Annotated in this window: 11 protein-coding genes; 6 read left to right on the top strand and 5 right to left on the bottom strand. The window is 64.4% G+C overall.

From position 1 onward, the window contains the following. Positions 1 to 8 precede the first annotated feature (8 nt). The 4 genes from ACFFNA_RS13890 to ACFFNA_RS13875 are packed head-to-tail and all read left to right on the top strand — an operon-like array spanning position 9 to position 4,408. Positions 9 to 1,295, top strand: coding sequence for a Coenzyme F420 hydrogenase/dehydrogenase, beta subunit C-terminal domain (locus tag ACFFNA_RS13890; protein ID WP_378919026.1), 1,287 nt, complete (start codon positions 9 to 11; stop codon positions 1,293 to 1,295). 13 nt (positions 1,296 to 1,308) lie between these two features. After that, positions 1,309 to 2,472 carry an NAD(P)/FAD-dependent oxidoreductase gene (locus ACFFNA_RS13885; RefSeq protein WP_378919024.1) on the top strand — a complete coding sequence of 388 codons (1,164 nt, stop codon included), beginning with the start codon at positions 1,309 to 1,311 and terminating at the stop codon, positions 2,470 to 2,472. Further along, a complete protein-coding gene (locus ACFFNA_RS13880; RefSeq protein ID WP_378919022.1) occupies positions 2,469 to 3,746 on the top strand; it encodes a Zn-dependent hydrolase in 1,278 nt (425 codons plus the stop codon). Before ACFFNA_RS13885 ends, ACFFNA_RS13880 begins: the two co-directional genes overlap by 4 nt. Beyond that, positions 3,743 to 4,408 carry a cysteine hydrolase family protein gene (locus ACFFNA_RS13875; protein ID WP_378919020.1) on the top strand — a complete coding sequence of 222 codons (666 nt, stop codon included), beginning with the start codon at positions 3,743 to 3,745 and terminating at the stop codon, positions 4,406 to 4,408. Before ACFFNA_RS13880 ends, ACFFNA_RS13875 begins: the two co-directional genes overlap by 4 nt. Here the strand turns inward: ACFFNA_RS13875 and ACFFNA_RS13870 are convergent. The 5 genes from ACFFNA_RS13870 to ACFFNA_RS13850 form a co-directional block, all read right to left on the bottom strand. After that, positions 4,393 to 5,874, bottom strand: a complete 1,482-nt coding sequence (locus tag ACFFNA_RS13870) for an N-acyl-D-amino-acid deacylase family protein (protein ID WP_378919018.1) — start codon at positions 5,872 to 5,874, stop codon at positions 4,393 to 4,395. The genes ACFFNA_RS13875 and ACFFNA_RS13870 overlap by 16 nt on opposite strands. 37 nt (positions 5,875 to 5,911) lie before the next feature. Then, on the bottom strand, positions 5,912 to 7,453 hold the full coding sequence (locus ACFFNA_RS13865; protein ID WP_378919016.1) for a trimethylamine methyltransferase family protein: 1,542 nt from the start codon (positions 7,451 to 7,453) through the stop codon (positions 5,912 to 5,914). A 22-nt stretch (positions 7,454 to 7,475) separates the two neighbouring features. Beyond that, positions 7,476 to 8,444, bottom strand: coding sequence for a D-2-hydroxyacid dehydrogenase (locus ACFFNA_RS13860; RefSeq protein ID WP_378919014.1), 969 nt, complete (start codon positions 8,442 to 8,444; stop codon positions 7,476 to 7,478). A gap of 10 nt (positions 8,445 to 8,454) precedes the next feature. Further along, positions 8,455 to 9,366 carry a dihydrodipicolinate synthase family protein gene (locus ACFFNA_RS13855; RefSeq protein ID WP_378919012.1) on the bottom strand — a complete coding sequence of 304 codons (912 nt, stop codon included), beginning with the start codon at positions 9,364 to 9,366 and terminating at the stop codon, positions 8,455 to 8,457. A 93-nt stretch (positions 9,367 to 9,459) separates the two neighbouring features. Next, on the bottom strand, positions 9,460 to 10,884 hold the full coding sequence (locus ACFFNA_RS13850) for an MmgE/PrpD family protein (RefSeq protein WP_378919010.1): 1,425 nt from the start codon (positions 10,882 to 10,884) through the stop codon (positions 9,460 to 9,462). Between the two features lie 162 nt (positions 10,885 to 11,046). Here ACFFNA_RS13850 and ACFFNA_RS13845 point away from each other — a divergent pair, with 162 nt between their 5' ends. Together ACFFNA_RS13845 and ACFFNA_RS13840 are read left to right on the top strand one after the other, a co-directional pair. Beyond that, the gene (locus ACFFNA_RS13845) at positions 11,047 to 11,934 is read left to right on the top strand and encodes a LysR substrate-binding domain-containing protein (RefSeq protein ID WP_378919008.1); all 888 of its coding nucleotides are present in this window, start codon (positions 11,047 to 11,049) and stop codon (positions 11,932 to 11,934) included. A gap of 195 nt (positions 11,935 to 12,129) precedes the next feature. Further along, a complete protein-coding gene (locus ACFFNA_RS13840) occupies positions 12,130 to 13,785 on the top strand; it encodes an ABC transporter substrate-binding protein (protein ID WP_378919006.1) in 1,656 nt (551 codons plus the stop codon). The last annotated feature ends 87 nt before the right edge of the window (positions 13,786 to 13,872 follow it).

Raw genomic sequence — 13,872 nt, 5'->3', positions numbered from 1 at the left:
TGTGCGGCATGACGGTTCCGCCGGCCGCTCCGCTGTCTCTGAACGACATCGTCGAGAACGGGCTTTGCATCGGTTGTGGGCTCTGCCGTTCGCTCACCGGTCCGAGTGAGATCGAGATGATCATGACGCCGGAAGGACGCGTCCGGCCGGTCGCCCGCAAGGCGCTGGGTCATTCGACCCTGACACAGATCAACGCGGTTTGCCCGGGAACGCGGATTGCAGGCCCGGATCAGGCGCAAGCAAGCGATGCCGCGTTGACGGACCCTGTCTGGGGCCCCGCCGAACGCCTGGCGCTCGGCCATGCCGAGGATCCTGAAGTGCGGTTCCGCGGATCAAGCGGCGGGGTGCTGACGGCGCTTGGCCAGTTCATGCTGAGCTCCGGGCGCGTCAAGTTCATCCTGCACGTATCTGCATTACGATCGGCTCCGATGCGCAGTGAGCAGCGCCTGAGCTTCGATGCCGCATCGGTTCTCGAAGGCGCGGGGTCGCGCTACGGCCCGGTCGCGCCGCTGGCGGATTTCAGCGAAATCCTCGATCGCGGCGAGGCCTTCGCGCTGATTGCCAAGCCTTGCGACATCACCGCCGTGCGCAATCTGGCGCGGCTCGATCCGCGCGTCGATGATCACATGCGCTATACGCTGGCCTTCGTCTGCGGCGGCGCCTCGGACCTGTCGAAGTCGGAACAGGTGCTACAGCGTCTTGGGTTGCGCGAGGATGAGCTCGCTCTGTTCCGTTACCGGGGGCACGGCAACCCCGGCCTCAATCGAATCGAAACCAGGGATGGCCGCGCCTTCGAACTCACCTACCGGCAACTGTGGGAAGACGAGGACAAGTGGATGATCCAGCCGCGTTGCAAGATCTGTCCCGACGCGATCGGCCAGGTGGCCGACATCGTCGCCTCAGATGCCTGGCTGAATGGCGGTCCGGCGGTTGACGATGAAGCGCTCAACGGCATCATCGTGCGCACAAGGCGAGGCCTGGAGCTGTTCGATGCAGCCGTTGCCGCCGGCGCACTGGCGATCAAGCGCGAGACCAGCTTCGCCGAACTCAGCGAATTGCAATCGCATCAGCAGCGCAAACGCCGCGCGGTCTGGGCGCGGCTGAAAGGCATGGAGATTGCAGGCAAGCCGGTGCCGGTGGTGACCGACCTGGCTTTGGAGGATTGTGCCCGTCAGAATTCGCTGGCCGACAATCTCGCCGAGGGTCGCGGCGCCCGCGATCGCGCCCGGCGCGGACGGCTCGGCGAGCCGCGTCCTGTGCCGCGCGGCGGGAGCAAAGCTGCGCAGCCATGTTGAGGGATGGGCTTACATGAGTGCCACCGACGAAACCGAGGTGATCATCATTGGCGGCGGCATAGCCGGCGCCGGCGCTGCCTTCGAGATCTCCCGTTCCGCCAAAGTGGTGCTGCTCGAGCGGGAAAGCCATTGCGGCTACCACACCACCGGTCGCTCGGCGGCGAGTTTCACCGAAAACTACGGCAACGGCGTCATCCGTCGGATCGTGCTGGCGAGCCGTGCATTCCTGACCGAGCCGCCCACCGGCTTCTCGGACTATCCGCTGCTGGCCAAGCGCGGCATGATCACGGTGGCGCGGAGCGACCAGCTCGACCTGTTGCACCAGGAGCTAGAGGCAGCGCGGGCGCTGGTTCCTTCGATCGTTGCAATGACGCCTGCCGAGGCAATTGCGCGCGTGCCGGTGCTGCGCGCTGACTATCTGGCGGGCGCTTACATCGAACCGCATTCGATGGATATCGACGTCAACGGCCTGCACCAGGGCTATCTGCGCGGTGCCCGCTCTCGCGGGGCCAAGATCGTCACCGATGCCGGCGTCGAGGCGATCGACCGGCAAGGCGGCCAATGGAGGGTCGAAACGCCAGCAGGAACGCTCCTTGCACCGAGGCTCGTCAATGCAGCCGGCGCCTGGGGTGACGAGATCGCCGTCATGGCCGGCGTGCGCCCGATCGGACTGCTGCCGAAGCGCCGCACCGCCTTCAACATCCCTGCACCCACCGGGGTCGACATCACCGAGTGGCCGCTGGTCAACGATGTCGGCGCCGAATTCTATTTCAAGCCGGATGCAGGCCAGTTGCTGGTCTCGCCGGCCGATGCGACGCCCTCAGTGCCGATGGACGCCTATCCCGAGGATATCGATGTCGCCATCGGCGCCGAGCGCTTGGGCCAGGCGACCACGATCGAAGTGCAGCGCGTGTCGCGCTCATGGGCCGGCCTCAGAACCTTCGTCGCGGACGGCTCGCCGGTTGTCGGGCCCGATGACGAGGTTCCCGAGTTTATCTGGCTGGTCGGGCAGGGCGGCTATGGTATCAAGACCTCGCCCGCGCTGTCGCGCGTCTGCGCCAGCCTGATCGGCGGCGGCGGCCTTCCGGACGATGTCGCCAGGCAAGGCGTTGCGCTGTCGGATCTCACCCCGCAACGGCTGCGGGGTGCTGGCCTCCATAAGGCTTCCGCGTCATGACAACCGCCAGCCTGACGGCAGGCGGCAGGCTTGCCGGGCGCGTGATGGAAAGACTAGCGGAAGCCACGACCGATGCACCTGGGATAACCAGGGTCGCCTACGGTCCCGGCGAGCGTTTTGCCCACGACCTCGTCCGCAAGGAAGCGGAAAAGCTCGGCGCCACGGCGCGCGTCGATGCGGCCGGCAATCTCTATTTGACGCTGAAAGGCCGCAACCCTGACCTGCCGGCGATCGTCATCGGCTCGCATCTCGACAGCGTACCGCATGGCGGCAATTTCGACGGCGCTGCCGGTGTCGTCGCGGGCCTTGCGGTGATGGCCGAACTGGTCGGCCAGAAGATACAGCCCGCGCGCGATCTGATCCTGATGGTGACGCGGGCCGAGGAGGCGGTTTGGTTTCCTCTGTCCTATCCCGGCAGCCAGGCCGCACTCGGCCTGCTGGAGCCGCAAGCACTCGAGGCAAGGCGATCCGACAGCGGCCGGACCTTGGCCGAACACATGCTGGAGGAAGGCTTCGATCCCGACGCTGTCAGGCGCGGCGTGTCGGGGATCGACACCAGCCGTATCGCGGCTTTCATCGAAGTCCATATCGAGCAGGGCCCGCGGCTGGTCGCCGCCGGCGTGCCGGTCGGCATCGTCACCGGCATCGCCGGCGGCTTTCGCTATGTCGACGCAACCTGCCTCGGCGCCTATGGCCATTCCGGCGCCGAGCCGCGCTTCGCCAGGCATGACAGCGTGCTTGGCTTTGCCGATCTGGTCGCCGGCCTCGAAGCGGAATGGGACGCGCTCGAGCGCGAAGGCCACGAGGCCACCATCACCTTCGGCCGGGTACAATCCGATCCGAGCCAGCATGGCGGCAGCCGCGTGCTTGGCGAACTTCGCTTCACGCTAGATGTACGCAGCGCGGAGGCTGCGGTGCTGGAACGGATCGAGGCGCGGCTTCAAGCGCTCTTCGCCGAAGTCGGTGCCAAACGTGGAGTGGTGTTCGAAGCCGGGCCACGGTTCACCTGGGAGCCCGCGACCATGGCGCCCGCGCTGATCGTCGGGCTCGATCGCGCCGCCCAGGACATGCAGATGCGCGTGCCCCATGTGCCGAGCGGCGCCGGGCATGATGCGGCCACCTTTGCCGGCGCCAGCGTTCCCAGCGCCATGCTGTTCGTGCGCAATGAGAACGGCAGCCACAATCCGCATGAAAGCATGGAAATCGCCGATCTCGATCAGGCGATCCGTCTGCTTTTCCGCTTCGTCACCGACTTCGACCGAGGGCATCCATGAATCTCGCCAAATCAGCTCTGCTCGCCATCGACCTGCAGAACGAATACCGCCCTGGTGCCGCCTGGCCGGTCGTCGGTTACGACGCGGTCCTCGACAATGCTGCCCGCCTGATCGCCGCTACGCGTGCGGCGGGCCTGCCCATCATCCATGCTCAGGCCTGGGTCAAACCGGAAGAGCGCAAGGGCTACGCAAGGCAGGAGGAGATCCTGACCGAGGAATTCCGCTCCGCAGTGGCGGGCAGCGCCGGCGCCGGCATCTGCGCCGAGGTGGCGCCGCTGCCCGGCGACATCGTCATCCACAAGCACTGGCCGAGCGTTTTCCGCAGGACCGATCTTTCGCAGCGCCTCGAAGCACTTGGGATCGAGAACCTGATGGTCGCTGGCGTGCTGACCGACAGCTGTGTGACCGAGAGCGTGTTCGACGCGGTCTATCAGGGGTTTCGGGTCTGGCTGGTCAAGGATGCCTGCGGCAGCATGAGTGAGGCCATGCACCGCACCGGCATGCTCGACATTGCCAACCGTCTCTTTGGCGGCGGCATATTGCGCATGCCCGAGGCGCTGAAGGCGCTGGCCGGCCAGCCCTTTGACGGCTGGCGCTGCACGCGGCCGGTGGAGTTCACCTATACGCTGGAAACCGTCGACCGGCTTTATGAAGCCTTGTGATGGGCGCCACATCCGCCTCCGATGGTTGCTGCTGACGATGGACGCAGCACCGTGCCCGGTAGCGCGCCGGTCGCCTTGCCGTAGCGCCAAACGGATATGCCGTTGACGAAGACATGCTCGATGCCGGCGGCAGGCTGGCGCGGCGCCTCGAAGGTCGCGGTGTCGATCACCGTCTCCGGGTCGAAGATCGTAAGATCGGCGAAATTGCCAACCGCCAGCGTGCCCCGCTGCTGGATGCCGAATTCGCTCGCGGGCAGGCCAGTCATGCGATGCACGGCCTCTTCCAGACTGAACAGGCCGACATCGCGGGCATAGTGGCCGAGCACGCGCGGGAACGTACCCCACAGGCGTGGATGCGGGTGGATGTCATGCGGCAGGCCGTCTGACCCGACCATGCTGCGCGGATGGGCGAGGATGGTGCGCACATCGTTCTCGTCGAGCTGGAAATAGACGGCGCCCGCCGGCAACAGCCGCCGGCCCGCCTCGCGTTCGCTGCAATTCCATTCGCGGGCGATGTCGGCAATTTCGCGATTGGCCATCTCGGGATGCGGCGTGGACCAGGTGATGAGGACCTTCAGTCCGGTGTCGCAGCGCTCCAGCCGCAAAACAGTGGAGCTTGCGGCATAGGGGTAGACATCCATGCCGATGTCCATGGTTTTCCGCGCGCGGTCGATCCGCTTCAGGGAAGGTCCGCTCTTGCCGAAATTGGCGCGGCCGGTGCATTGGTGGTGGGAGATGAACAGCTTGCCGCCGGCATGGCCGGCGATGTCGATGGCCTCTTCGATCGCCTCATCCATCGTCTCGAAGTAATTGCGCGTATGGGTAACATAGGGCCCGCCGAGGCTTGCCGCCGTCGCCGCCAGCGCCTTGACCTCGGCGGTCGAGGACTTGACGGCCGGCGGATAGTCGAGGCCGGTGCTGAGGCCGAACGCGCCCTCGGCCATCGCCTGCGCCACCGCTTGCTGCATTTGCGCCGTTTCCGCTTCATTGGCGGCACGGTCGGTGACCGGCATGACCCGCTGGCGCAAGGTGGTGTGGCCGACAAGCAAGGCCGCGTTGGTGGCGATGCCGTGTTGCCGGAGCTCGGCGACGTAATCGGCGAAGCGATCGAAGCGGAAATTCTCCTGTCCGCCAACCAAGGTGAAAGGCGGCGGCGGTGCGCTGTCCAGTAGCAAGGGAGCCAAGCTTATCCCGCAATTGCCGGCGATCACCGTCGTCACCCCCTGGCTGATCTTCGGGTCCATGCCATGCGGCGCCAGCAGCGCGCCATCGTCATGGGTATGCACGTCGATGAAGCCCGGCGCGACGATCTTGCCCGCGGCGTCGATCTCTTGCGCGCCGCGCGCATCGCCTAACTCGCCGATGGCGGCGATCCTGTCGCCGGCGACGGCGAGATCGGCCTCGAAACGCCTCGAACCGTCGCCTGAAATCAGCGTCGCATGTCGTATGACGAGGTCATAGAGCATCGGGACATTTCCTCTTCTGACTTCGGAAGTGCGGCCACTAACCTTCCGGATTGGCGGCGATCTCTTCGCGACGGCGCGCAACATAGGCGTCGAGCTCTTCGCGGACCGAGGCGTCCATGACCGGCTCTTCGTAGTCATGCAGCGCCTGCTGCCAGAGTTCGGTGGCCCGTTCGAGTGCATCCTTGCCACCAGCCTCCTCCCAGGCGCCATGGTTCTGCCAGTTGGACAGCATCGGTTGGTAGAAGGCGGTCGTGTACCGCGACATGGTGTGCTCGGCGCCGAAGAAATGACCGCCCGCCGGCACCGACTTGATCGCTTCAAAGCCGAGATCGTCCTCCTCGAACGGCAACGGGCGCAAAAACTCCATCATGTTCTGCAGGATCTCGACATCGAGGACGAGCTTTTCATAGGAAGCTGTCAGCCCGCCCTCCAGCCAGCCGGCCGCATGGTAGATCAGGTTGGCGCCGCCGAGCACCGCGCCCCACGTCGCCATTTCCGTCTCATAGGCCGCCTGCAGGTCGACCACGTTCGACGCATTCGCGTTGGAGGTGCGGTAGGGGAGGTTGTAGCGCCGCGCCAACTGGCCGGCGATGATGTTGGCCTTGGCGTTCTCCGGCGTGCCGAAGGCCGGCGCGCCCGACTTCATGTCGACGTTGGAGGTGAAGGCGCCGTACATCACCGGCGTGCCCGGATTGACGAGCTGCGTCAGCGTCACGCCGAACAGCGCTTCGGCGTTCTGCTGGCAGAGTGCCGCCGCGAGCGTCACCGGCGTCATCGCCCCCATCAGCGTGAAGGGGGTGACGGTCACCGGCTGGCCGTGCTCGGCCATCGCGATCAGGCCTTCGGCCATGGCGTCGTCGAACAGGCGCGGCGAGTTGATCGATATGATCGTCGTCACCCCCGGCGAGGCGCGCATCTCCTCGACGCTGATGCCGCGCGCGATCGCCATCATGTTGATCCCGTCCATCGCCCTGGCGCGGCCGATCGCCGTGCAGTGGAAGCTGAGATCGCTCAGCGTCAGGTTGGCATAGTAGGTGTCGAGATGGCGCGAATTGGCCGGCAGCTCCATCGGCGCCACCACCTGGTTGCCGATGACGTGAATGGCGTTGAAATGGTGCGCCAGCCGGATGAAGTTCTGGTAGTCGGGAAGGTTGCCCTGGCGGCGGCCATTGATCCGGTCATGGACATTGGGCGGGCCGGCGACCAGGCCGAACACCAGCGAATTGCCGCCAAGATGGATCTGCTTTGCCGAATTGCGGCTGGTCAACGTGAAGGACGACGGCACAGCGCGCAACGCTTCGCGCACCAGGCTTTCGTCGATCCTGATGGTCTTGTTCTCACGGTCGACGATGGCGCCTGCGGCGGCGAACAGGTCCATCACCCGGTCGCTCATGACGCGGATGCCAAGTTCGGAAAGGATGCGCATCGACGTGTCATGCAGCCGCTCCATCCGCTCCTCATCCAGAAGCTGCATGGGCGGATAGGGGTTCTCCACATGTTGCCAGGGCAGTTGCGCGATGCCGCCGCCGCCACGTTCCAGTCTCGATCTGCGGCCACCGCCGCGCCTGTCCTGGGTCATATGACTGCCTTCCCTCCCGGCCTTAGTAGCCGCGCTCCGGATTCACCACGTTCTCGAGCGGCTCACCGCTGCGATAGCGCGTCAGATTGTCGGCAAACATGCGCACCGACTTGACGTCCCAGCCCTCGTAGACCGCTGCGCAATGCGGCGTGATGGCGACATTGTCGTAGCCCCACAAAGCATGATCGGCCGGCAGCGGCTCAGTCGCAAAGACATCCAGCGCGGCACCCTTGATACGCTTGCCGTCAAGGGCTTCGAGCAGTGCGGCCTCGTCGACCACGCCGCCGCGCGAGATGTCGATGAGCACGGCGGAAAGCTTCATCGCGGCGAAGGCCGCTTTGCCGAGCAGGCCGCGCGTGCTGGGCAGCAGCGGTACGCAGCAGACGATGAAATCGGCGCGCCCAAGCAGCGTCAGCAGCGCATCCGGTCCATGCACCTCGTCGAGGCAAGGCATTGATCTTGGCCGTGCGCGTATGCCAAGCGCGCGCATGCCCATGGCCTGTGCGCGGCTTGCGACGGCCGTGCCCGTCTTGCCGAGGCCGATGATAAGAACCGTCTTGCCCTCGATCGGCTCGACACGACCTCCGCCCCAAAGACGTGCCTGCTGGCGACGCTCAAAGCCGCGCAGGTCGAGCGAGAAGGACAGCATCGCGCCGAGCGCATATTCCGCCAGCATGCCAGCGGCAACGCCAGCAGCGTTCGTCACCACAAGCCGCTCCGGGTCCCAACGCCCGAGATGATCCGTGCCGGAGCCGCCGATCGATACCCATTTCACGGTCGGGCTTTCGACGAGGGCCTGCCGCGGATATCGCGGCGTGCCGTCGAAGCGGACGGAATAAACCACTTCCGCCGCCACGCGCCCGATCAGTTCGGGAAGAGCGGCGTAGCTGTCGCAGGCGTGGACCACGAGATCCGGATGCGTCTCCTTGAGCACCGCCAGCGCTGTGGCCGGCCGATCGGTATGCAGGATGACGGACGGGCGAGGGGACATGATGCCGGTCTCAGCTCCGGCGGCCAATGTGATCGGCCGAAGGACCGAGCGCGGCAAGCAGCCTCTCGCCGTTTTCGAGCGTTGCATTCTCATGCGGCGCACGCAGGTTCAGCCAACGCCTGTCGCCGGAACGCACCGCCAGCACGGCCTTCATCGCGGGGATCAGTCCGGCATCCTGGATGATCTTGCGGAACGCCTTGATCGCCGCATCCGCGTCGGCAACGTCCTTTCCTGCGATCGTTGCGTCGTAGAGGGCCCGGATGGCGGCCGCATTGAGGTTGACGGTGGCCGAGATGCAGCCCGCCGCGCCGCTGGCAAGGCCCCTGGTCAGCTGCGCTTCCGAGCTCGGGAAGACCGCAACCTTGGGCGCTGCGGTAATCACTGCAGCCGTGTTGTTCCAGTCGCCGGCGCTGTCCTTGTAGGCGACCACGATTTCGGGAAACGCCTCATTCAGCTTGGCGGTCAGCGCCGGGCTCACGGGCACGCCCGAATTCTGCGGGATGTGGTAGAGGATCATGCGCATTGCAGGGCTCGCCACCCGTTCGATCAGCTCGCTGTAGTAGCGGGCCTGGCCGTTGTCGCCGGCAGCCGTGTAGAAGAAGGATGGCAGCACCATCACGCCGGCACAGCCGAGCCCGACCGCATGGGTCGACAGCTCGACGGTCTCGGGCAGGGCGGTGACGCCGGTTCCGGGCATCAGTTGGCTTGGCGAAATGCCTGCCTCGATCAACCATTCCAGGGCCTGCACGCGTTCGCGCACAGAAAGCGACAACGCCTCGCCCGTGGTGCCGAACGGCGACAGGAAATGCGCTCCCTGATCCAGCACCCATTTGGCATGCGATATCCAGAGATCACGTGCGATGCGGCCGTCGTTTTCGAACGGCGTCAGGATCGGTGCGATAGTTCCTTGCGGGCGGGTCATGAGTGTCCTGTGTTGATGATGCGGTTCCGTGCAGTGCTTGGCCGCCGCCGACAATGACGACGCCATAGTCCAGCGGCCTGAGTGGCATCTAGCCTACCACGCTGGCCGCTGGAGGATCGTACTGATCACTGGAGGGTCGTAGAGCAATACCGAGAGATCGCGGAAGCGGCTGTCCGGGTCGGTGAGCGACAGGACTGCGTCGCGGATCGCGCTGGCCCGGCCCTGTCCCAGCACCGGCGCCGCGAATTCCATATATTTGGCCTCGATTTCCTGCAGCGTCAGCGGCGCCTCCGGTCCGCCGCGCGCGTGGATGTCGCCCGACGTCAGAACCCTCCCGTCGGTTGTCGTGACGACGACATCGGCCCAGCGACCTGCCGGGAAGCGGACGCTGTGGCGCTCCGATTCCGAGACGGTGATCCGGCCCAGCATCTCGGCGACGGCAGCATCCTCGAGCCCGTTGCCGGAAATATGTTCCAGTCCGATGCGGCCATGGATAATGAAGGTCGCGACGGCGAAGCGCAGGCTGTACTGCGCCTTCGAGGTCGTATCCGGCATGCCGTCGAACAGCGTTGCGGCGTAGTGGAAACTGTTGACCTGAACGTGGTGGATGTCGGCCGGCGTCAGATGATGCGCGCGGCAGAGCCCGCGCGTCGCGTCGATTGCCGCATGTGCCCAGCGGCAGATCGGGTAGGGCTTCACATACTGGTGCAGCACCTGCCAGAAGACGCCGAGATCCTGCCAATGCGGGGCGACGTCGAGTGCCTCGACCGTGATCGCCGGGGCGCCGGTAAAGCCGCGCTCGGCAAGCACAGCGGCGGACAGGCCGATCAGCGCGCCAATACCCGAGCCATCATGCAGCATCGTCGGAGTGGCGATCTCGCGCATCATCTGGCTGCGCGGGCCGTGGTATTCGGCAATGCCAAGCGCCTGGCGGAGTTGTTCATCGCTGAGCCGCCGCAACCTCGCCGCCACCGCGGCCACGCCCAGCGCGTTCCAGGCGCCCGACGTATGGTAGTCCGACACGGTTGCGTGCAGCGCGATGCCCGCCCGGCCGGCAACTTCGTAGCCGACGACAAGGGATGCCAGCGCCTCCGGCCCGCTAAGGTCGGGGCATGCTTCTGCAAGCGCTGCCAGCGCAGGCACGACGGCGACGCCGATATGACCCTTGGTCGGGCTGTATCCGTCGTGGCCGTCGAGATTGTCGATTTGCGTTGCCGCCGCATAAGCGGCCCCGGCGATGCTGGCGCGGCGGCCGTCGAAGAGCATGCGCGCCGAATGCAACGGGTCGGTCGAGCCGTAGAGAAGGGCGGCAGTGTCGCGGGCGATCCTGCCTGCTTCCATGGGTCCAGCCGCAATGGCAATTCCGATCGTGTCCAGCAGGAGATAACGCGCATGGTCGAGGACTGGTGTGGGGAATACGGCCGCCGGTCGCCGCAACACGAAATCGGCCAAGCGGGTGGCAACGTCGGTACGCGCGTCAGGCCCTTCACGCCGATGCGACGGCACAGCCACTTGCATTACTCCCCTCTGCGTCACGACATCATTAATTTGGGTTCATCGCGCTTTCACGCAATTAGTTCGGCGGCTTTGCCCAAAAAAATTCATGTCTTGCCGCGCAGCATGATTGAACGTCGGCTCTTCTATGGGATAGCTATCTCGTGCATGTTGCAGGAGTTAGCGATGAAGCCGCCACCCCCTTTGAACTATATCAGGTCGTTTGAGAGTTCGGCCCGGCATCTCTCCTTCACCACGGCCGCCAAGGAACTCGGATACACGCAGGCCGCGGTCAGCACACATGTCCGCGCGCTCGAACACTACATCGGCCGCCGATTGTTCATTCGCTATCCGCGCAGCCTCAAGCTCACCGAAATGGGGGAGGCATTCCTGCCGACCTTGCGTCAGGCACTCGATCAGATCGACCAGGCAACGGAGGCGATCGTGACCTCGTCGCGCAACCGCACCGTGGTTATCTCCTGCCCAATGAGCCTGGCGGAGAACTGGCTGGCCGGCTGCATGGCCGCGTTTCGAAAGAAACACCCCGAGATCGAGATCGTGCTGCACGGCACGATCTGGGAGGATCTCGCCGAGCAGATCGCCGACATCACCATTTCCACACGGCGTTTCGACGACCGGCCGCCCGCCGGCGTCCCGCTGTGGAACGACGAACTGGTTCTGTTGTGCGCACCGGCCTTGCTGGATGGCGAGAATGCCGTGAAGGCGCCCGAAGATATTCTCAAGGTGGACTGGATCTTCGTGCATGGCCGCCAGGAATACTGGCAGGTCGTCACGTCGGCGCTTGGCGTCGACATGGCTGATTACGACAAGGGCCTGACGACCAACGCCTCCAACATCGCACTTGAACTGGCCGCGATGGGCGCTGGCCTGGTCGCGACGCAGCGGTCGCTGGCCCTTGCCTATCTGCGGCGAGGACTGCTCGTCGAACCCTTCCCGATCCGGCCTGCGAGCCCCTGGAATTACTACCTGACCGAGAACCAGCTTTCGAAGGGAAACATCGCCCGCATTGTGCGGGAATGGATTCTTTTGCGGGCGCAGGAGGACGGCGCCTAGAGCTGTTTCAGCAGTTGGGGATACTCTCAAACTCAAAAATTTGACACGCCAATGGCGTCGTTTTTTTAGGTCTCAACAGCCGGGTTTCGGCGGTTTCTTCGGGTTCGAGCCCTTCCGGGATTTTTGCATCGCTCCTAACATGCGCAGTCGCAAGGGGAATGTAACGGGCAAAAAGCCCAAACCGGAGAATCAACGATGTCGATTTTCAAGAGCAACGGTGACCGCGTGCCGGCAGTCATTGAAAGCTACGCAGACGAAGTCAGGAGCGGCAAGCTGGACCGCCGCGAGTTCCTCGCCATGGCGAGTGCGATGGGCGCCTCGACGGCGTTTGCCTATTCGATGATCGGCCTCGCGCCGGCCAGAGCCGCGGCCCCGGAACCGGGCAAGAAGGGCGGTATCCTGAAGATGCAAATGATCATCAAGGACATGAAGGACCCACGCATGTGGGACTGGTCGGAAATGGCCAACGTGCTGCGCCAGTGCAACGACTACATGATCCGCTATACAACCGACTTCACCTTCGAGGGCCATCTGGTCGAGAGCTGGGAGGTCAGCGACGACGCCACCGAATATACGCTGCATGTGCGCAAGGGCGTGAGGTGGTCAAACGGTGACGAGCTCAACGCCGACGACATCGTCGTCAACATCGAGCGCTGGTGCGACAAGGCGGCCGAAGGCAATTCCATGGCCGGCCGCATGGCCACGCTGATCGACCCGGCCACCAAGAAGGCCGCCGCCGGCGCCATCACCAAGATCGACGACCACACCGTTAGGCTAAAGTGCGGCCAGTCCGATGTCACCATCATTCCAGGCTTCGCGGATTATCCGGCAATCATCGTCCACCGCAACTTCGACAAGGACGGTGCCGACATGACGAAGACGCCCGGCACCGGCCCCTACGAACTGATCTCATACAAGGTTGGCGAGTCGGCTTCGGTGAGACGCCGCAAGGACTTCACCTGGTTCGGCGGCGAGACCTATCTCGACGGTGTCGACTGGACCGATTACGGGACGGACGCTTCGAGCCCGGCCATCGCCAGCGCCTTCGAGGCTGGAGAGATCGACTGCAACTATCAGACTGTCGGCGGCACCGTGGACCTCTATGATGGCATGGGCCTGGTCAAGGAATCCGTCGTCACCGCGGGAACGATCGTGCTGCGCACCAATGTGACCAACAGACCCTATGACGACAAACGGGTGCGCAACGCCATCCAGCTCGCGGTCGACAACGAGACGGTGCTGAAACTCGGCTACAGTGGCCTTGGCCAAGTTGCCGAAAACCACCATGTCTGCCCGATCCATCCGGAATATTATGAGCTGCCGAAAGTGCCTCGCGATCTGGCCAAGGCCAAGGCGTTGATGACCGAGGCCGGCCAGATGGATCATGAGTTCGAGCTCATTTCCTACGATTCGGACTATGTCAAAGACCCTGCCGATGTCGTCGCCGCGCAGATGCGCGAGGCCGGATTCAAGGTGAAGCGCACGATCATTCCAGGGACTTCATTCTGGAACGACTGGACGAAGTATGCATGGTCGACCACCGAATGGGGCATGCGGCCGCTCGGCGTGCAGGTGCTGGCGCTGGCCTATCGCAGTGGCGAGGCCTGGAATGAAACGGGCTACGCCAACCCGGATTTCGACAAGAAGCTCAATGCTGCACTTGCCGTCGCCGATCCTGCCCAGCGCAAGGAGCTGATGAAGGATGTCGAGTGGACGTTGCAGGATTCAGGCGTGCTGGTTCAGTCGTTCTGGCGTTCGCTCTACCGCCACCATGCCGCCTATGTGAAGAACCTCAAGATGCATCAGACATTCGAACTGCAACTGGAGAAGGTCTGGCTCGACAAGGCATAGATTGGGTTGATCACAGCAACGACTTCAGAGGCGCAAGATGCGCCCCTGAAGTCGCCAGGCGACTGCGATTGATCAGCCAGCCTAACA

Source organism: Mesorhizobium kowhaii (genome assembly GCF_042431665.1).
GTDB classification, from domain to species: Bacteria; Pseudomonadota; Alphaproteobacteria; order Rhizobiales; family Rhizobiaceae; genus Mesorhizobium; species Mesorhizobium kowhaii.
The sequence above is the reverse complement of the archived record's forward strand: the minus strand, read 5'-3'. Positions and strand labels throughout refer to the sequence as shown.